We start from the raw sequence: 17849 nt of genomic DNA, 5'->3' as shown, positions 1-17849 counted from the left end.
CGTGATTCCCGCCCGAAGGGGCGGGAATCACCCAAGCGCGATGCGAAGCGAGCCGTGTAGGTGTTCAGAGGCCGTATGGGGCGCCTCGGGATTTCACGAAAAGAGCGGAAAAGAGGGACCCATGTCTGAGTATCGCCTTAAGGCGATGCGAGTTTGGGTCCCGGCCGCTCTTTTCGTGAAATCCCGAGGGGGTGTCGCCCCATCCGGCGCGCCTTTTTTGCCTACTTTTTTGGCAAGACAAAAAAGTAGGTCGCCGCCCCGCAGGGGTGGTGAAACTGCAGTTGAAGTTGACGTTAATCAGTTGCAGTTGCGGTTGCAGTTGCAGTTGCAGTCAACCACCCCCCACCCCCCTCAACTCCCCGCATCCTCCCCCAACATCTGCGCCACCGACCCCGCCATCCCGACAGCCCGTTCACCCAACAAATGCTGCAACGTGGTGAGCAGCTCATCCTCGTTATACGGCTTACCCAGATAAACATTCACCCCGATCTCAGCCGCATAACGCCGATGCTTCTCCGCCGTGCGCGAAGTGATCATCACCAACGGCATATGCGCGGTCCGGCTATCCGCCCGCACATTGCGCGTCAGGTCAAAGCCATCCATATGCGGCATCTCGATGTCGACGAGCATCGCGTCAGGCATCACCTCTTGCAACTGCCGCAACGCGTCCACGCCGTCGCGCGCCAGCACCACCTGGTAGCCGGCCCGCGTCAGCAAGCGATGCGTGACCTTGCGCACGGTCAGTGAGTCATCGACCACCATGACGGTCGGCTGCGTGGCCAGCCCTTGCACCGGAGCCGCGCCGCCTTGCGAGAACTCGGCCACCGCGCCCAGCGTCGGCTGCTGCGCCGGCTGGGGCAGATGCGGCAGAGCGGCAAGCTGCGGACGGGCCAGCTCGCCACGCTCGCGCACGAAGCGCTGCGCCAGCACCACCGGGTTGTAGATCAGCACGATCTCGCCGTCGCCAAGCGTGGTCGCACCGGCAATGCCTTCGAGGCGTGCCAGGTGCGGGCCGATGTGCTTGACCACCACTTCGCGGTTGCCAATCACTTCGTCCACGTGCACGGCGATGCGCTCGGCACCACTGCGCACCACCACCACCGGCGAGTACTTCTTGCCTGCGGCTACCGCTGGCGTTTCTTCCAGCAGCGTGCCGAGGTAGTGGAACGGCACGGCGCCGCCGGGCGCGTCGAGGCTGCCCTGGTTGTAGGCTTCGAGCAAGCCTTGCGAGCGCAGTTGCTGAACCTGGTCGATCATGCCGCTGGGGATGGCGAAGGGCCGTCCGCCCAGCGTGACCAGCAGCACTTGCGTAATGGCTGTCGTCAGCGGCAGGTGCACGGTAAAGCGGGTGCCCTGCCCGGCTTGCGTAGCCAGCGCGATGCGCCCGCCCAGCGCCACCGTTTCGGCGCGCACCACGTCCATGCCGACACCGCGCCCCGCCAGCTCCGACACCGTATCCGCGGTGCTGAAGCCTGGCGCGAAGATCATCTCGGTGAGGCGGGCCTCGCCCGCGTCATCGTCCGGCGCCAGCAGCTCGCGCTCGATGGCGCGCGCGCGGATGCGCGCAAGGTCAAGGCCGCCGCCATCGTCGACGAAGTGCAGCACCACCTCATTGCCTTCCTGCTGCACTTCCAGCGTGAGCGCACCGGTGGCGGGCTTGCCTGCCGCGCGGCGCACGTCGGCGGACTCGATGCCGTGTACCACGGCATTGCGGATCAGGTGCTCGATCGGGCCGGCCATGCGGTCTAGCACGGAGCGGTCGACCTCCACGGTGCCGCCCTTGATCAGCAGGCGTACTTCCTTGCCGGTCTCGCTGGCGGCCTGGCGCGCCACGCGATACAAACGCTCGGCCAGCGCGTCGAACTGCACCATGCGCGCCTGCATCAGGCTGCGCTGCAGGCCGCGCGTGAGCCGGGCCTGCGCGTCGAGGTCGCCTGCGGCGCGGTCGAAGCCGCGCTGCAGGTTTTGCTCGACGGTGGCCACGTCGTTGACCGACTCGGCCATCATCCGCGTCAGCTCCTGGAAACGCGTGAAGCGATCGAACTCGAGCGGATCGAACTCGACCGCGTGCCGGGCATCGGCGGTGCGCGAGGCCATCTGCGACTCGGCCTGGATCTCGATCTCACGCAACTGGCCGCGCAAGCGCGCCACGTTGTCGTTGAGCTCGCCCAGGTAGCTGCGCATCGCGTCGAGCTCGCTCTCCAGCCGCGCGCGCGTCGCGCCGACTTCGCCGGCATCGGTGATCAGCGTATCGAGAGTACGGGCCTGCACCCGCACCAGCGCGCGCTGGCGTTCGACGGCATCGGTGGCTGGGGCCAGCGCAGCGCCCATTGCGGGCGCCGGCAGGGGTGCCGCAACCGGCTGCATGGGCGCACTGGGCAGCCACGGCTGTATCGTGGCGCTCGGCGGCGCGTCTTGCACAAGCGCAGGTGTGGGTGCGAGCGTGGGCGCAGCCGGAACCGGCGCCTCGTCAGGCGCGCTGTTCTGCCCGGTCATGGTGTTGATCAGCTCGGGATCGTCCACCGGCAGCAGGCGGCCGGCCTGCAGCGCCTCGCTATGCGCGAGGATGCGGTCGTACCAGGCGTACAGGCGCACGAACAGGAGCGGCCCGACGCGATCGGCGCGCACGGCGGCATCGAGCAGGGTTTCCATTTCGTGAGCGGCCTGGCCCAGCGCCATGGCGCCGGCCATCCGGGCGCTGCCCTTGAGCGTGTGCAGCGCGCGCAGGATCAGGCCGGCATGGCTGGCATGCTCGCCATCGCCGCAGGCGGCCTCCCAGCCTCGCAGCAGCTTGCCCAGCTCAGGCAAGCTGCCGTGCGCTTCTTCCAGGAAAATCTCGACGAGCGCCGGATCGGGGGCTTCCTCGGTGACCACGGTGGCTTGCTCGTCCGGCGTATCCGTGACAGCCGGCGCCGCTTGTGCTTGCACCGCATGCAGTGGCGTGACGGTGGCGTCGTGCAGCATGCCGGCATTGGCCACGCCGGGCAGCTTGCCGAACAGCAGCGCAACCGGCGCGTCCTCGGCCTCGGCCAGCAGTTCCACCGCCGGCAGCGCCAGGCGCGGGCGCACCATGGCGCGCTCGCCAAGCTCCAGCAGGCTGCGGCAGAGCGTGTCATCGGCGGCGGGCCAGATGCCCGCGGCAAACTGGTGCAGCATGCCACGCACGCGCTCCACCGCCTGCTCCAGCAAGCGGAAGTCGCCCGGGTGCATCGCCACCGGGTGCGCGCCGAGCTGCAGCATCAGGCGCTCAAGCGCCTCGGCAATCGCGCGTACCGGCTCCAGGCCGACCGTGGAAGCGCTGCCTTGCAAGGTGTGCGCGACACGCAGCGCCAGCTCGCTCGGGCAGGGACGGCCCTCGTGGCGCCACTCGGAAAGATCGGTGGCGAACTGGCGGATGAGGTCGTCGGCTTCCTGCAGGTAGACGTTGTAAAGCGGCAGGCTGATGCGCACCGGGCCGATCAGCTTGAAGTGGTCGTTTTCCTCGGCTGGCGTGCTGGCAAAGCGGAAAGGAATGACCTTGGCATCCCCGGCCGCGGTGTTGTCTGCTTCCGCCTCTGCCGGGTGCGGGGGCTGGATGCCTGGCACGGGTTCCAGCTCCGTCCCCGGTTGTGCTTCCAGCACCAGCTCGTCCTCTGGCTGCGTCGCCACCAGCCCAAGCCCGGCCGCGTGCACAGGCGCGCTCACCGCTTCGGCAATGTGCTCCGGCTCGGGCTGCTCACCCGCGCGCACAGACTGCGCCGCGGCCAGCAGGCCCGTGGCATCGTGCGCGGCATGGGCATCGCCGCGCAGGGCGTTCACCCAACCGGACAGCTCATCGTGGGCACGCAGCAGCAAGTCCAGCAGGACCGGCGCCGGGGCGCGGGCCTCGGCAATCCAAAGGTTCATCACCTGCTCGATGGCCCAGGCTGCTTCGCCATAGCGATGCAGGCCGACCATCCGGCTGGATCCCTTGAGCGTATGAAAGGCGCGGCGCAGGCGGCTGATGGTATCGGCATCCGCCAGCGCGGGGAGGCCGCCACCGAGATCGCTGGCGACCTCGCCCAGCACCTCGACCGCTTCGGTCAGGAAGATATCCAGCAGTTCGGCATCGATGGCGGCGGTGTCGGCCGCCGCGGGCATGGCTGCGGCGGGCGCGGGCGTGCCGGGCGCGCCGCTGGGCAGCGCCTCGGCCAGCGCCACCACCAGGCGCTCGGCCGCGCCGTGGGAGCCGGCGAGCCAGGCATTGAGCTGCGTAGTGGCTTCGCCGGCCTGGCGGCGCAGGCCGGCTGCGTCGTCGATGGCGGCCTGCTCGTTCATCGCCTGCAGCGCGGCGCGCAGCGCCTTCACTTCGGGCGCGTCGGCGGCGGCCGGATGGCGCATCGCATCGTTGGCCGCCGCGCGCGCCCTGGCTAGCAGCGTCGCGTGGGAAACCGCGCCGCCCTGCTCGTCTTGCGTGGCAACGTCAACGGCATCGGCATGCGTATGCGCCGATGCGGCACGGCCAAATGCCAGCGCATCGATAAAGGCGTGCACAACTCCCAGCTCGCCGGCAATCGCGGCAAGGCGGCCAGCGCGCTCGCTCACCGCGTCGGCAGCGCTGGCGGTATCGCCCGCGACCTGCGTGGCGCGAGCGCCAGCAAGCCATTCCAGCGCTGGCATCACGCGCTCCAGCGCCGCCGCTACCGCAAGCGCATCGGCCTGCAGTGCTTCGGGCAGCGCACCGGCCTCGCGCAAGCCAGCCAGCGTGCTGGCGAGCGCCGCGAACGCGCGTTCGGCGTCGCGCAGGTGCGCGCCGGCTTCGGCGCGGGCGGCATCGCGGTCATAGGCATCGAGCCAGGATTCACCGCTGTCGAGGTGGCCACGCAGTTGCGCGACTGCCGCCTCGCGCAGGCGTTGCGTGCGCGCCTGGTCCACCATCTGCGCGAGCCAGCGCGGCGCTTGCGCAGCGGGCCCGCCACGCTCACGCGCGCCAAGGTACAAGGTCAGTTCATCGCACCGCCGCGCGAACTCGGCCGCCGCGGCGTGCCCGGTGCTGCCATGCACGCGCCATGGCAACGCCAGTGCCCGCCCCAGGAACAAGGCGATGGCGCTGGTGCCAAAGGAATCATCGGCACCGGGTCGGACCCGCAGCGCGGCATCCAGGCAGCGCAGCAGCGCCGGCTGTGCCAGCGGCTGCGCGGCTTCGGCCAGCACGGCGAGCGCGTTATGCCACTCACCGTGATCCGGGCCAGCGGCAGCGGCCCGCTCGAGCGCGCTGGCCGCCTGCTGCAGGTTGCGGGTGTCGATCGGGTCAAGCCAGCCGTAATAGCGCATGCGGAAGTCGGCATGCACCGCGGCATGCGCCGCATCGATGCGGAAGGCTTGCAGGCATTCGCGAATGGCAGAGCGCAGCACCAGCACGGGCGCGCTCTGCGGTTCGTCCGCCGGCTGCGCGCCGGCGGTGGTGACCAGCAGGTACACGGCGTCGTTGAGCAAGGCTTGTGGCACCCGCACCTGGCCTTGCAGGTACTGGCGCAGCAGCAGGTGGGCACGCCCCGCCAGCCGCTTGGCCAGCAGGTCCGAGGGCAGCAGGCCGTGGGCCAGCGCGCCGAACACCAGGGCCAGCACATGCCACACGCCGCGGTCCGGATGATCGGTGGCGCGGCGCAGTTCCTGCTCGCTCGCGCGTACGTCTTCCAGCGCGGACTCCAGCGGCAGATAGGCCTCGTGCAACAGGCCCGGCTCGGCGCACGGGACCGGCAGGCGCAGCGCCTTGAGCAACGCCGCCTCGAAGCGCTGGCGCGCGCGTGTGACCGTGGAGGCCATGCGCATCGGCAGCAAGATGCCGGGCAGCATCTGCAGCTCGTCCACCCACAGGTCGGCGGGGTGCACGCGGTCTTCGCCAAGGCGGCCCAGCACGTCGGCATAGGAACAGAACAGCCGCACCGGATCTTCGTCGTCGCCAACCATCAGGTCGTCGACGTACTCGGCCAGCGCTTGCACGCCCAGGCGGAACGCGGCCAGCGTGCGGGCGTCGGCGGGCACGGCGCCGCCATCGATGCCTTCAAGCAGGCGGCGCAGCGCCTGGCAATACGGATCGACCCCGCGCAGGCCAACGATGTGCACCGCGCCGGCGGCCTGGTGCAGGTGCTGGCCGGCCAGGCGCAGCGAGGTGGTGTCGCGCGCGCCCAGCGCCTCGGGCGCTTGCTGCACTTCATCGACGTAGTGGCCCAGCTCCGCGGCGGCGTCGTCCAGCGCGGCGCGCAGGCTCGGCGCCAGCCAGGCCAGCACGGAAAGATCACGAGCCACCGGCGCCGCAGGCTTGCTGGCCGGGGCGGCCAGCTCGGCGGACAAGTCCGGCGAAGGGATCGGCGCCAGCGGATCCTGCACGGCCGGATCGGCGCCGGCGGCCTCGCGCGAGACAGGGAAATTCAATGACATGACTGCTTCCAATGCGTCCAATGCGGTGGCGCCGGTCCGTGGCCCGCATCCGCGCGGGCTCGCGTTGAACACCAATGCTGACTCGTCAGGCGATCTTGAATCGCAGCACCGAATTACGCAGCTCTTCGGTCAGCAAGGTCAGCTGGCGCACCGAGAGTGCCGTCTGGCGCGTGCCGGACGAGGTCTGCTCGGTCACCTGCAGGATCCCTTCGATATTGCGTGCCACCGCGGTAGCCAGCCCCGCCTCATGCGAGGTGGTCTGGGAAATCTGCTCGATCAGCTCGGCGAGCTGGCGCGACACGCGGCCGATCTCCACCAGCGCGGCGCCGGCATTGTCCGACAGCTTGGCCCCTTCCACCACGCCCTGGGTGCTGCGCTCCATGGCGTGCACTGCGTCCTGGGTGTCGGTCTGGATGGTGCGGATCAGCGCGCCGATCTGCTTGGTTGCCTCGCCGGAGCGCTCTGCCAGCCGCTGCACTTCTTCGGCCACCACCGAGAAGCCGCGCCCGGCTTCACCGGCCGATGCGGCCTGGATGGCGGCGTTCAGCGCCAGCACGTTGGTCTGCTCGGTAATGTCGGAAATCAGCTCGACGATTTCACCGATCTCCTGCGAGGATTCGCCCAGGCGCTTGATGCGCTTGGAGGTGTCCTGGATCTGCTCGCGGATGCCGTTCATGCCGACGATGGCGTTCTGCACCGCGTGCTGGCCCTGCTCGGCCGCGGCCAGCGAGGCGCGCGCCACGTTGGCGGATTCCGCCGCGCCGCGCGAGACCTGCGTGATGCGGTCCGCCATTTCCACCACCGATTCGCCGGTCTGGCGGATCTGGCGCGATTGCTCTTCCGAGGCGGCGACCAGCTCGGTCGAGGTGTCCTGCACCTGCCCCGATGCCTGCGTCACCTCGCCGGCGGTCTGCTGCACCCGGCCGACCAGTTCGCGCAATTCTTCCACCGTGTAGTTCACCGAGTCGGCGATGGCGCCGGTGATGTCCTCGGTCACGGTGGCTTGTTTGGTCAGGTCGCCGTCGGCGATGTCCTGCAGCTCGTTCATCAACTGCAAAATCGCCTTCTGGGTCACGTCGTTGTTGCGCTTTTCATCCAGGCGGCGGGCTTCGGCCTCGCGCTCGCGGGCCTCGGCTTCGAGGGTACGGGCACGCGAGTCGCGCAGGTACAGCGCGGCCAGGCCCGCCAGGAACAGCAGCGTGAGCAAGGCCGAGACGATGGTGGCGCCCAGCGTCAGCGGGCGCATGCGCGCGCCTTGCGCATAAGCAGCCTGCAACGCGGACAGCTCGCCGCGCAGTGCCTCGTTGTCGTTGAAGATCTGCTGCTGCGCGCGCTTGGCGGCGATCAGGCCGGGCAGGTTCTGCAGGATGGTCTGGGTGGTCTTCTGCACCGCGTCAAAGCGTTGCGACAGCTGCTGCAGGTAGCCACGGGTTTCCGCATCTCCCGCCGCCGACAGCCGCAGCGCTTCGCTGCCATTCATCAGGCCGTCCAGGGTTTCGCGGAAGGTATTGGTGTCCTTGCCGAGCAGGAACGCGGTTTCCGGGTTGACGCCTTCGCCCGCCAGGAACTCGTTGAGGTTCTTGCCCAGTCGCTGCGTCAGCATCACCAGCTGCGCGGAGGCAGCCACCTCGCGCGCGTTGGCGCCGCTTTGCAGCTTGATTGCCGCCACCTGCTCCGCGCTTTCCAGCAGTTCGGGGTTGGAGGCGTTGAAGATCTGCAGCGTCTGGCCGATGGTGGTCAGGGTGGGCTGCTGGGCCAGCACGTCACCGGCGCTCTTCTCGGTGCGCTGCCAGGACTCCATGGCTTTTTCCAGCAGCGGCGCGGCGGCCGCGCCGGTCGCGCGCACGTGCTTCGCATCGCTGCCGTTTTGCAGCGCCTGCAAGTCGTCCGCGAGCTCGCTCTTGGACTGGCGCAGCTGCGTGAACGCCTGCGCATTGCCCAGCAGCGCCACCGGCACGGCCTTGGCCAGGCGCTGCGAGTGCATCAGCATGTCGCCGGCGATCTCGATCTGCGCCGCGCCGTTGTTGGCTTCGCGGTTATCGAAATACACCGATGCCAGCAGCGCCGCCAGCGACACCACCACGCCGGTGGTCAGCGCGCGCTGCTGGCTGGCAAACGGGATGCGGGACAGCCGGCCCGAGAGCGTCTCGGCCGGGGTGCTTCGCGTGCTGGGCGCGGCTGCGGCGTCTGCCGCCAGTTCGGCGGCACCGGCCGCCGGCGCCTGGCGACCCAGGCTGAACATCTTGAAACCCATAGCACCCTCTGTCCGTTATTTTTTGAATTTGATTTGTCGTCGCGCCCGCCGCATCGTCGCGTCCTTGCGAACGGCGCCGCGCAGCGCTCAGGCAGCCTGCCGGCCCACCTGCAGGAAAGCCGGCGACGCCAGCAACCTGCGCACATCGAGCACCTGCCAGTCGCGCCCGTCGCGATCGGCAAAACGCGCGCCCTCCCAGTCCGGCACCGCCTCCGGCCCCGCCGGCGGCGCGTTCGGCGCATTCGGCGCATTCGCCGCTTCCACCGGCAACGACAGGTCTCCGGCATGGCGCAGCCCGATCACGCGCGTGGCCAGGATGCCGCAGGCGCGCTCCACCTGGCGCGACAGCACCACGATCTTGCTGCCCGGCTGCAGCGCGGTGGCTCCCTCGCCGCAGAACAGGCCAAAATCGATCACGCCCAGCAGGCTGCCGCGCGCGTTCACCAGCCCGGTGTACCAGGACTGCGTGAGCGGCACGCGGCTGGGCTGGCGCATCTCGAGCACCTCGCCCGTCTCCGGCAACGGCAGCAGCCAGTGCCGCTGTCCCACCTGCAGGCCCAGGAAGCTGTCCACCGCCGGCAGGCTGCGCGCCTCACGCAGCCGGCGGGCCAGCATGGCCTGGTAGTCCTGCAGCCGGGTCTGGCGGGCACGAAGATCCTGGCGCGGCGCGGTCATGGTGGGGTTCCGGTGAGAAGGCAAGGATGGGCTCGGATGCAAGCGGGCAGGAAACCGGCGCGCGGCTCAGTGTGCCAGCGCGGCGATCTTGGTCAGCAGTTCTTCGCCATCGACCGGCTTGACGACGTAGTCGGCCGCGCCCTGGCGCATGCCCCAGATGCGGTCGGTGTCCAGGCCCTTGCTGGTGCACATGATCACGGGGATGTCCTTGAAGCGGTCGTCGCGCTTGATCGCGCGGGTCGCCTGGTAGCCGTTCTGGCCGGGCATCACCACGTCCATCAGGATCAGGTCGAAGGGTTCCTTCTCGAGCCGGGCGAAGGCCTGTTCGCTATTGCCGGCCACCGAGACCTTGAAGCCCTTCTTGCCGAGCAGGTCGGACATGAACAGGGCTTCGGTGGGGGAGTCGTCGACGATAAGGATTTTGCTGATAGTCATGATGATTGGGATTCCTTGGATTGCGCTCAAGCCGGCAAGGGGCTGGCCACGGCAGCGGCACGTGGCACGCAGGCGTCTACCGCCTGCAGCAGCGACTCACGGGTAAAAGGCTTGGCGAGATGGTCTTGCGCGCCGACCAGGCGGCCGCGCGAACGGTCGAACACGCCGTCGCGGGAGGACAGCATGATCACCGGGATGGCATGGAACCGAGGGCTTTTCTTGATGAGGGCACAGGTCTGGTAACCGTCCAGGCGCGGCATCAGGATGTCGCAGAAGATCAGGTCCGGATGCATGTCGCCGACCTTGGCGAGTGCCTCGAAGCCGTCTTCGGCCAGCAGCACCTGGCAACCGGCCTGGGACAGGAAGATCTCCGCGGTGCGGCGGATGGTGCTGGAATCGTCGATCACGAGCACCTTGCGGCGCGCAGGCGCAGCAGCGCCGCTCGCGCCAGCGCCAGCCTCGACCGCGCCGCTGACCTCGGCGTTGACCCGAATACCTTCTTGTAGTTGAGCGACCCGCATCTCGTTCCCGCGACCGGCGTGCTTCCCTGACGGAAACGCCGGCATTCACTTGAGAACTTCCGCGCAAGGCAGCCTGGCTGCCCCGACGGACCCCCGAAACAAAACGTTCTAATTCCCGAAAACACGCCGGCCGGAAAGCCCCGGTGCCCGGCAAGCGGCGGCGCGTGGTACCCGCGCCTGCCGCAGTCCACCCCCCGAAGGGTGGATTTTCAAATTTGAAACAGAGTGTGACAAGTCGCCGTGGGGCCGTCAATCCGGAATCTCGGGCAGCCCCTGGCGATCTGTCGCATCGACGCGACGCGACGCGGCTGGCTGAGGCCCCAAGCGGGGTCGTCACGGTCGCGTCATGGTGACGCATGGCCAGATCACGCCATCCAGCCTGTGTTGGCTGGCGACGCGGCGGTGCTAGCGTTGCGGTTCAGCAACTCCAGGCACCCTGCAGAACATCAGAGCGCCACCATCTCGAAATCTTCCTTGCGCGCGCCACATTCCGGGCAGGTCCAGTTGATGGGCACGTCTTCCCATTTGGTGCCGGGGGCAATGCCGTCTTCGGGCGCGCCGGTAGCTTCGTCGTAAATCCAGCCGCAGATCAGGCACATCCAGGTCTTGTATTCCATAACGGTCCAGTCACTCTCCATTAAAATTCAGGGCCAGATGGTACCGAATCGGCGCCGCCGGCGCCAGCCGGGTTAGCAGGATTCGGGCCAAATACGCCGTGTTCGCGCACGTTACCGCGTAAATGCCTCGCATTTGATCCTTTTTGCAGGCATCTTCAAGGTAACTTGCTGCCCGTTAGAACGCGTTTCTCCCGCTTTTGATTTCACGCAAAGCCATGTCTCGTAACCAGCAGCTCTTCGACCGCGCACAGCAAACCATTCCGGGCGGCGTCAATTCGCCCGTGCGCGCCTTCCGCTCGGTGGGCGGCACGCCCCGCTTCATCACGCGCGCCGAAGGCGCTTACATGTGGGACGCCGACGGCCAGCGCTATATCGACTATATCGGCTCCTGGGGCCCGATGATCGTCGGTCATGCCCACCCCGAAGTGGTGCGCGCGGTGCAGGAGACCTCAGCCCACAGCTTCTCGTTCGGCGCGCCGACCGAGGCCGAGATCGAGATGGCCGAGGAAATCTGCAAGCTGGTGCCGTCGATCGAGCAGGTGCGACTGGTTTCCTCCGGCACCGAGGCCACCATGAGCGCGCTGCGCCTGGCGCGCGGCTTCACCAAGCGCGACCTGATCGTGAAGTTCGAGGGCTGCTACCACGGCCACGCCGACAGCCTGCTGGTCAAGGCGGGTTCCGGCCTGCTGACCTTTGCCGACACCACCAAGAACGCGCCGTCCTCGGCCGGCGTGCCCGCCGACGTGACCAAGCACACCATGGTGCTGGAGTACAACAACGTCGAGCAGCTCGAGCAAGCTTTCATCAAGCACGCCGATGAGATCGCCGCGGTGATCGTGGAGCCGGTGGCCGGCAACATGAACCTGGTGCGCGCAAGCGATGCGTTCTTGCAAGCCATGCGCTCGCTGTGCACCAGGCATGGCGCGGTGCTGATCTTCGACGAGGTGATGACCGGCTTTCGCGTCGCGCTGGGCGGCGCGCAGGCGCATTACGGCATCACGCCGGACCTGACCTGCCTGGGCAAGGTGATCGGCGGCGGCATGCCGGCGGCAGCCTTTGGCGGGCGGCGCGACATCATGGCCTGCCTGGCGCCGCTGGGCGCCGTGTACCAGGCCGGCACGCTGTCGGGCAACCCGCTGGCGGTGGCGGCCGGGCTGACCACCCTCAAGCTGATCCAGGCACCGGGCTTCCATGACCGCCTTGCCGCGCAAACCCGCAAGCTGGCCGACGGCCTGGCCGCGGCTGCGGTTGATGCCGGCGTGCCGTTCGCGGCGGATGCCATCGGCGGCATGTTCGGCCTGTACTTCCGCGAGGGTGTGCCGGGCAGCTTTGCTGAAGTCACGCAGTGCGATACCGCGCGCTTCAACCGCTTCTTCCACGCCATGCTGGATGCCGGCGTCTACCTGGCGCCGTCCGCCTTTGAGGCGGGCTTCGTCTCGGCGCAGCATGACGATGCGATTCTCGCTACCACGATTGAAGCGGCCCGCAAGGCTTTCGTGGCTTGAGGGGCTGTGTTTGTGGTCTTTGAATTGCAACTGCAACTGCAACTGCAACGGCTTTACTGCCACTTCAAGGGCAAAAGCTGAAAGTCAAAGGCAGTTTCACCTCCCCTGCGGGGAGGCGACCTACTTTCTTGTCTCGCCAAGAAAGTAGGCAAAGAAGCGACCCGGATGGGGCGAAAGCCTCCTCGTCGGCAGGCAAAAAGAGCGGCCGGGGGCCAAACTCACATCGCCTTAAGGCGATGCTCAAACATGGCCCCCTCTTTTCCGCTCTTTTTGCCTGCCGACGAGGCGCCCCATAACGGGAGATGAAAACCCAGACGGCTCGCTGCGCATCGCGCTCGGGTGATTTCCGCCTGGAGGCGCAAATCACGGCTACGCCGAATGGTAATTTGATCCCACTGGGTCGGCCGTGTTTCCCGCCTGGGGGCGGGAAACACCCATGCGCAATGCGAAGCGAGCCGTGAAGGTGTGCCAAGGCCGTATGGGGCGCCTCGGGATTTCACGAAAAGAGCGGAAAAGAGGGACCCATGTCTGAGTATCGCCTTAAGGCGATGCGAGTTTGGGTCCCGGCCGCTCTTTTCGTGAAATCCCGAGGGGGTGTCGCCCCATCCGGCGCGCCTTTTTTGCCTACTTTTTTGGCAAGACAAGAAAGTAGGTCGCCGCCCCGCAGGGGTGGTGAAACTGAAGTTGAAGTTGAAGTTGTAGTTGAAGTTGAAGTTGTAGTTGAAGTTGACGTTAAGCAGTCACCCCTAACGCCGAAACCTCAAAAGCTCGAACGCCCGCTAGGTCAGTCAGCCAAGCAATTCAGGAACAACCGCCCCAAGCCGCTCGCAGGCCTGCGCCAAGGCCGCCTCCAGGGCCGCGCCAGCAGACTTCATCGGCGCGCGCAACTCGTTGCGCGTCCATCCCTCGCGCGCCAGCATGGCCTTGAGCGGCCCCGGATTGGGCTCCGCGAACAGCAGCTTGATCACCGGCATCACGGCATGGAAAAGCCGGCGCGCATGCTCGAGCCGCTGCCCCGCCACCGCCTGCGCGAGCGCCACGAACAGTGCCGGATACAGATGGGCGGAAGCGATGATCGCGCCGGCGCCGCCCAGGCACAGCGTGCCCAGCAACTGGTGATCCTCCCCCGCCAGCACGCTCAGGCGAGCGTCGGCAATGACGGCCTGCGTGCCGTGGTAGTCACCGCCGCAATCCTTGATGGCACGGATATTCGGATGCGCGGCCAGCGCCAGGATGGTTTCCGTCTCCAGCTTCACGCCAGTCCGGTAGGGAATGTCGTACAGCACCAGCGGCGCGGCGGCGCTATCGGCCAGCGTGCGGAAATAATCCAGCAGGCCGGCCTGCGACGGACGGACGTAATAAGGCGCGGGCGCCAGCAACCCGGCCAGCGGCAGCCCGGCCAGCCGGCGCACGCGCGCCTGCACCTGCTTCACCTGGCTGCCCGCCACGCCCATCATTACCGGCAAGCTGCCGGCGCTGGCCAGCACGGTATCCAGCACGGCCAGTTGCTCGGCCTCATCGAGCGCGGCCGCCTCACCGGTGCTGCCGCACACCACGATCCCGGCGATGCCGCTGCCGGCGTAGTGCGCCACCAGGCGGGCCAGCGCGGGGAAATCGACCGAGCCGTCGGCAAATGGCGTCACCAGCGGCAGCCAGATTCCTGAAAAGGCTTGTTGTACTTGATCTACTGCTTGCATCGAATCACTCCTGTACGACCGGTCAAAAAAACCGTGCAGAAGCGCGCCGGGTGGCAGATGAGCCCGCGTGCGGGAGTGGGAAAGCCTGAACCTTGAAACCTGGCCTCGCCCCTGTACGCTGGCACGCAGGTGCCGCTTCCGTCGCTCATCTGACGGAAAGCAGCGCCCCCGGTCAGATGAGCGGCTGTTTTTTGGCTTTGGCGCGCGCCGGCACCTGCCGCTGCGAGGCAGGGCAAACAAGTGCGGAAATCGACGGAACAGCGCGCATGGCAGGTTGGGGCTGAATGGGAGCACACCGTGGCAACCACGGCGGAAACGACAATCTACCGGGACCGCCGGCCTGCCGTCAACTGCACCCGGGCCGATACGCTTGCGCCGCCCGGCCCCTGCGCTACACTGGGGACTCCACGAATTCCGGAGTCCTCGATGCGCGCATCCCCTTCCCTGTCACCGTCCCGCGGGCGCTCTGTACTGCGCTGGCTCATGCTGGCCCTGTGCGCTAGCCTGCTGTCCGCCTGCGGGTACAACGACTTCCAGTCCAAGGACGAGGCCGTCAAGGCGGCCTGGGGCGAGGTGATCAACCAGTACCAGCGCCGCGCCGACCTGATCCCCAACCTGGTCAATACCGTCAAGGGCTATGCCACGCATGAGCGCGAGACACTGGAAGCCGTGACCAAGGCCCGCGCCGCGGCCACCAGCATCCAGGTCTCGCCCGAAACCCTCAACGACCCCGAAGCCTTCAAGCGCTTCCAGCAGGCCCAGGGCGAGCTGAGCGGCGCGCTGTCGCGCCTGCTGGCGGTGTCGGAAAACTATCCGCAGCTCAAGGCCGATGCCTCGTTCCGCGACCTGCAATCGCAGCTCGAGGGCACTGAGAACCGCATCACGGTGGCACGCCAGCGCTATATCACGGCGGTGCGCGACTACAACATCCTGGCGCGCAGTTTCCCCACCAACCTGACCGCCATGATCTTCAAGTACCCGGTCAAGCCGTCGTTCACGGTGGAAAACGAGAAGGCCATCTCCGCACCGCCCACGGTGAAGTTCTGAGCCCGGACCATACCTATGCGCAATCCCTCTGAGCGCAGTGGCTGGACAGCCGCCATGCTGGCGCTGCTGCTATGGCTGGGCGCGCTGCTGGCGTTCCCGGCCATGGCCGCCGGCGACGGCTTTGTCGCGGTGCCGCCGCTCGCGCAGCGGGTCACCGACCTCACCGGCACGCTCAGCGCCAGCCAGCGCAGCGCGCTGGAAAACGTACTGGCAGAGTACGAGCAGCAGCGCGGCAGCCAGATCTTCGTGCTGATGGTACCCACCACCGATCCCGAGCCCATCGATGCCTACAGCATCCGCGTGGCCGACGCCTGGCGCGCCGGGCGCAAGGGCATCGACGACGGCGTGATCCTGCTGATCGCCAAGGACAACCCGCCCGGCCTGCGCAAGATGCGCCTGGAAGTGGGGCGCGGCGTGCAAGGCTCGCTGACCGACGCCATGTCCAAGCGCATCCTGCAGGACGTGATGGCGCCGCACTTCCGCCAGAATGATTTCTATGGCGGCATCGCGGCCGGCGTCTCGGCGATCCAGGCCACCATCGACAAGGAAGCCCTGCCCGGCCCGCAGGCCGGCGCCAAGGCCGCCCAGAGCGGCGCGTGGACCGACTGGCTGCCGGTGCTGTTCCCGCTCGCCATCATCCTGTTCTTCTTCATCTCCGCGGCCCGCCGCTCGGGCGGCTCGCGGATCGTGACGGGCGGGCGCGGCTGGGACGCGGCTGCCGGCGGACTGGGCGGCACCCTTGGCGGTCTCGGGGGTGGCGGCTGGGGACGTGGCGGCGGCGGTGGCTTCGGAGGAGGCGGTGGCGGTGGGGGCGGCGGCTTCGGTGGTGGTGGCGGCGGTGGCTTCGACGGAGGCGGCGCCTCCGGCAACTGGTAACGACACATGCCACACTTCAAGCGCGCCCTGCGCCATCTCGGCACGCGCCCCGGCGCCGCCAGCAAACTCTTCCCCGCCGACGCCCAGCAGCAACTGCAGCAGGCGGTGCGCGCCGGCGAGCAGCGGCATCACGGCGAAGTCCGGGTCGTGATCGAATCCAGCCTGCCCTTGGCGCTGGCCTTCTCCGGCACCAGCCCGCGCGCCCGTGCCCGCGCCCTGTTCGGCGCGCTGGAGGTGTGGAACACCGAAGGCCACACCGGGGTGCTGCTTTATATCAACCTGGCGGATCACGCGGTGGAGCTGCTGGCCGACCGTGGCATCGATGCCCGCGTGGCCCCGGAAACCTGGCGCGCCATCTGTAGCGAACTCGCTAGCGGGCTGGCCCGGGAGCTATCGGTCAAGCCCGTGCTGGCGGCAGTGGAAAAGATCCACCATCAACTGGCGCAGCATTTCCCCTCGGGCGACCGGCCCAATCCGAACGAGCTCGACGACCGCCCGGTCATGCTGTAGCGCTGCTTGCGCGACGCGCCCCCAGCATGTACCACAGCGCGGCCAGCACCTGCAGCGCCACCAGCCCGCCCCACACGGTCAGGTGCGCCGCCTTCGGGTAGCGGCCAGCATCGGCGGGCCAGAGGTCCAGCACCAGCCCGATGCCGACCTGGCAGGCAAAGGTGGACAGGAACACCGTCAAGGTCAGCGCCGTGGTGGCACGTCCGATCAGCGCATCGGGGAAGCTGCGTGCCAGCACGGCATAGGCCAGGATGCCGCTGGAGCCGAACACGCCATAGGCCGCCCACAGCAGCGCTGGCGGCAGCGGCACACCCGCCATGATCAGGCACTGGATCACGATGAACCCGCTCATGCCGACGCCGGCGAAGGTGTACAGGCTCACACCAGCACGCTCCAGATGGCGCGCGGCCCAGCCAGCGCACACGCAGCCGCCCATCATGGCAAAGCCGATCACCGACACCAGGCGCGCGCCCTGCTCCGGCGCATAGCCGGCCACGTCCCGCAGGAAGGCGCCGACCCACAGCGTCTGCACCGCCAGGAACACACCTTGATTGAGCAGGGCCAGCGGCACCACGTGCAAAAAGCGCGCATTGCGAAAGACTTGCCAGGTGCCGCGCAGCTGTTCGGCAAGGCGCTGCTTGCCAGCGCGGCTGGTCTCGGGGGCGCCAAGCCACAGCAGCGCCGCCATGGCCAGCGTCAAGCCGGCCAGCCCATAGCTGACGGTGCGCCAGTCGGTCCATGACAGCAGCCAGCCCAGCGGCGCGCCCACCATGACGGCGCCCAGCCCGCCGATCGCCATCACCACCCCATTGAGCAAGGGCATGCGCGACAGGGGGAACCAGATCGACAGGGCCTGGATGGCAGCCCCCAGGCAAACCGACACGCCCACGCCGATCATCAGGCGCCCTGCCGCCAGCGCGGCCATGCTGGTCGCCGAGGCGAATACCAGCGCGCCAGCCACCGCCACCAGCAGCAATGCCGCCTCGGTGCGGCGCGGGCCAAAGCGATCCAGCATCAGCCCGGCCGGCAACTGGGCGCAGGCAAACCCCAGGAAGTAAAAGCTGGTCAGCAGCCCCAGGTCGGCGGCGCCCAGCCCCATCTCGCGGATCAAATGCGGCGCGAAGCCCAAGTTGACGCCGCGGAAGATATAGGACACCAGGAAACCCAGCGAAAAGATGCAAAGCACGCGCCAGCGGGCAGCAGCCAGCGCAGGATCGCCGGCCCGGGAAGCAGGAGACGGCGCCGCGGCGGCAGGGGTGGATACATTGGCAGAATTCATGCCTGCATTGTCGTCAGTCGCCGCCTGCAACACC

General features: G+C 68.0%; 12 protein-coding genes. 4 read left to right on the top strand and 8 right to left on the bottom strand.

The window, feature by feature from the left end:
* Positions 1 to 351 precede the first annotated feature (351 nt).
* The 6 genes from RR42_RS04265 to RR42_RS04240 all read right to left on the bottom strand — a co-directional run bounded on the left by RR42_RS04265 (position 352) and on the right by RR42_RS04240 (position 10901).
* Positions 352 to 6399, bottom strand: coding sequence for an Hpt domain-containing protein (locus tag RR42_RS04265; RefSeq protein ID WP_043344422.1), 6048 nt, complete (start codon positions 6397 to 6399; stop codon positions 352 to 354).
* Positions 6400 to 6484: 85 nt separating this feature from the next.
* A complete protein-coding gene (locus tag RR42_RS04260; protein WP_043344421.1) occupies positions 6485 to 8653 on the bottom strand; it encodes a methyl-accepting chemotaxis protein in 2169 nt (722 codons plus the stop codon).
* Positions 8654 to 8740: 87 nt separating this feature from the next.
* Complete coding sequence (locus RR42_RS04255) at positions 8741 to 9328, bottom strand: chemotaxis protein CheW (protein ID WP_043344419.1); 588 nt, start codon at positions 9326 to 9328, stop codon at positions 8741 to 8743.
* A 66-nt stretch (positions 9329 to 9394) separates the two neighbouring features.
* Positions 9395 to 9763: a response regulator gene (locus RR42_RS04250; RefSeq protein WP_043344417.1), complete on the bottom strand. Its 369-nt coding sequence runs from the start codon at positions 9761 to 9763 to the stop codon at positions 9395 to 9397.
* Positions 9764 to 9789: 26 nt separating this feature from the next.
* Positions 9790 to 10284 carry a response regulator gene (locus RR42_RS04245; protein WP_006159033.1) on the bottom strand — a complete coding sequence of 165 codons (495 nt, stop codon included), beginning with the start codon at positions 10282 to 10284 and terminating at the stop codon, positions 9790 to 9792.
* Between the two features lie 446 nt (positions 10285 to 10730).
* On the bottom strand, positions 10731 to 10901 hold the full coding sequence (locus RR42_RS04240; protein WP_006159034.1) for a rubredoxin: 171 nt from the start codon (positions 10899 to 10901) through the stop codon (positions 10731 to 10733).
* Positions 10902 to 11116: 215 nt separating this feature from the next.
* Between RR42_RS04240 and hemL the strand changes: the two genes are divergently transcribed.
* A complete protein-coding gene (gene hemL / locus RR42_RS04235) occupies positions 11117 to 12406 on the top strand; it encodes a glutamate-1-semialdehyde 2,1-aminomutase (protein WP_043344414.1) in 1290 nt (429 codons plus the stop codon).
* A 788-nt stretch (positions 12407 to 13194) separates the two neighbouring features.
* Here the strand turns inward: hemL and dapA are convergent.
* Positions 13195 to 14103 carry a 4-hydroxy-tetrahydrodipicolinate synthase gene (dapA, locus tag RR42_RS04230; RefSeq protein ID WP_043344413.1) on the bottom strand — a complete coding sequence of 303 codons (909 nt, stop codon included), beginning with the start codon at positions 14101 to 14103 and terminating at the stop codon, positions 13195 to 13197.
* A 426-nt stretch (positions 14104 to 14529) separates the two neighbouring features.
* Between dapA and RR42_RS04225 the strand changes: the two genes are divergently transcribed.
* The 3 genes from RR42_RS04225 to RR42_RS04215 are packed head-to-tail and all read left to right on the top strand — an operon-like array spanning position 14530 to position 16536.
* On the top strand, positions 14530 to 15150 hold the full coding sequence (locus RR42_RS04225) for a LemA family protein (RefSeq protein WP_043344411.1): 621 nt from the start codon (positions 14530 to 14532) through the stop codon (positions 15148 to 15150).
* A 15-nt stretch (positions 15151 to 15165) separates the two neighbouring features.
* Positions 15166 to 16026, top strand: coding sequence for a TPM domain-containing protein (locus tag RR42_RS04220; protein ID WP_043344408.1), 861 nt, complete (start codon positions 15166 to 15168; stop codon positions 16024 to 16026).
* A gap of 6 nt (positions 16027 to 16032) precedes the next feature.
* On the top strand, positions 16033 to 16536 hold the full coding sequence (locus tag RR42_RS04215; RefSeq protein ID WP_043344406.1) for a TPM domain-containing protein: 504 nt from the start codon (positions 16033 to 16035) through the stop codon (positions 16534 to 16536).
* On the opposite strand, the gene RR42_RS04210 is transcribed toward RR42_RS04215, so the two are convergent.
* Positions 16526 to 17815: an MFS transporter gene (locus tag RR42_RS04210; RefSeq protein WP_043344404.1), complete on the bottom strand. Its 1290-nt coding sequence runs from the start codon at positions 17813 to 17815 to the stop codon at positions 16526 to 16528. The two genes, RR42_RS04215 and RR42_RS04210, sit on opposite strands and share 11 nt — an antisense overlap.
* Positions 17816 to 17849 lie beyond the last annotated feature (34 nt).

Origin of the sequence: Cupriavidus basilensis (genome assembly GCF_000832305.1) — a bacterium.
Taxonomy (GTDB): Bacteria; Pseudomonadota; Gammaproteobacteria; order Burkholderiales; family Burkholderiaceae; genus Cupriavidus; species Cupriavidus basilensis_F.
This window is presented reverse-complemented; position numbering and strand designations above follow the sequence as displayed.

Excerpts from the sequence above, each read along its gene's own strand:
- RR42_RS04265 (WP_043344422.1), bottom strand. The coding sequence starts at position 6,399 with ATGTCATTGAATTTCCCTGTCTCGCGCGAGGCCGCCGGCGCCGATCCG.
- RR42_RS04260 (WP_043344421.1), bottom strand. The coding sequence starts at position 8,653 with ATGGGTTTCAAGATGTTCAGCCTGGGTCGCCAGGCGCCGGCGGCCGGT.
- RR42_RS04255 (WP_043344419.1), bottom strand. The coding sequence starts at position 9,328 with ATGACCGCGCCGCGCCAGGATCTTCGTGCCCGCCAGACCCGGCTGCAG.
- RR42_RS04250 (WP_043344417.1), bottom strand. The coding sequence starts at position 9,763 with ATGACTATCAGCAAAATCCTTATCGTCGACGACTCCCCCACCGAAGCC.
- RR42_RS04245 (WP_006159033.1), bottom strand. The coding sequence starts at position 10,284 with ATGCGGGTCGCTCAACTACAAGAAGGTATTCGGGTCAACGCCGAGGTC.
- RR42_RS04240 (WP_006159034.1), bottom strand. The coding sequence starts at position 10,901 with ATGGAATACAAGACCTGGATGTGCCTGATCTGCGGCTGGATTTACGAC.
- hemL (WP_043344414.1), top strand. The coding sequence starts at position 11,117 with ATGTCTCGTAACCAGCAGCTCTTCGACCGCGCACAGCAAACCATTCCG.
- dapA (WP_043344413.1), bottom strand. The coding sequence starts at position 14,103 with ATGCAAGCAGTAGATCAAGTACAACAAGCCTTTTCAGGAATCTGGCTG.
- RR42_RS04225 (WP_043344411.1), top strand. The coding sequence starts at position 14,530 with ATGCGCGCATCCCCTTCCCTGTCACCGTCCCGCGGGCGCTCTGTACTG.
- RR42_RS04220 (WP_043344408.1), top strand. The coding sequence starts at position 15,166 with ATGCGCAATCCCTCTGAGCGCAGTGGCTGGACAGCCGCCATGCTGGCG.
- RR42_RS04215 (WP_043344406.1), top strand. The coding sequence starts at position 16,033 with ATGCCACACTTCAAGCGCGCCCTGCGCCATCTCGGCACGCGCCCCGGC.
- RR42_RS04210 (WP_043344404.1), bottom strand. The coding sequence starts at position 17,815 with ATGAATTCTGCCAATGTATCCACCCCTGCCGCCGCGGCGCCGTCTCCT.